Raw genomic sequence first — 775 nt, 5'->3', positions numbered from 1 at the left:
CATCCACGTCGGCCTGGGTCACGACATAGCTGTCGGTATAGATCCAGGTCTCGTCGACATCGAGGTAGCCGTCGCCATCGGTATCGCCGCCCACGAAGTCGGGGTTGCCGAGCTGGTCGTCGACCACCACCACGCCGCTCAGTGCGACATTGCCGGTGTTGGTCACCGTATAGGTGTAGGTGATCGTGTCGCCTGCATCGGTGCAGTCCGGATCGTCGGAGACGCCTTCCTTCACGATGTTGATGGCGGGATCGTCGCACAGGGCGATGCTTTCCTCGTCCTGCGCTTCCAGCGCTGCCGTGCCGGCGGCAACCGAGTTGCCGTTGGCGGTCGCGACATTGTCGATCGTGCCGTCGCCGCCGCCCCAGCCATCCACGTCGGCCTGGGTCACGACATAGCTGTCGGTATAGATCCAGGTCTCGTCGACATCGAGGTAGCCGTCGCCATCGGTATCGCCGCCCACGAAGTCGGGGTTGCCGAGCTGGTCGTCGACCACCACCACGCCGCTCAGCGCGACATTGCCGGTGTTGGTCACCGTATAGGTGTAGGTGATCGTATCGCCTGCATCGGTGCAGTCCGGATCGTCGGAGACGCCTTCCTTCACGATGTTGATGGCGGGATCGTCGCACAGGGCGATGCTTTCCTCGTCCTGCGCTTCCAGCGCTGCCGTGCCGGCGGCAACCGAGTTGCCGTTGGCGGTCGCGACATTGTCGATCGTGCCGTCGCCGCCGCCCCAGCCATCCACGTCGGCCTGGGTCACGACATAGCTGTCGGT

Annotated in this window: 1 protein-coding gene; it reads right to left on the bottom strand. The window is 64.4% G+C overall.

Annotated elements, in window-relative coordinates; all coding sequences use genetic code 11:
• Positions 1-775 (bottom strand): hypothetical protein (locus LCM24_RS12970; RefSeq protein WP_224804999.1); only part of this gene is annotated, 775 nt, incomplete at both ends.

The organism is Qipengyuania aquimaris (assembly GCF_020171965.1).
Classification (GTDB): Bacteria; Pseudomonadota; Alphaproteobacteria; order Sphingomonadales; family Sphingomonadaceae; genus Qipengyuania; species Qipengyuania aquimaris_A.
Note: the sequence above shows the minus strand (reverse complement) of the source record. Positions and strands in the feature narration are given on the sequence as shown.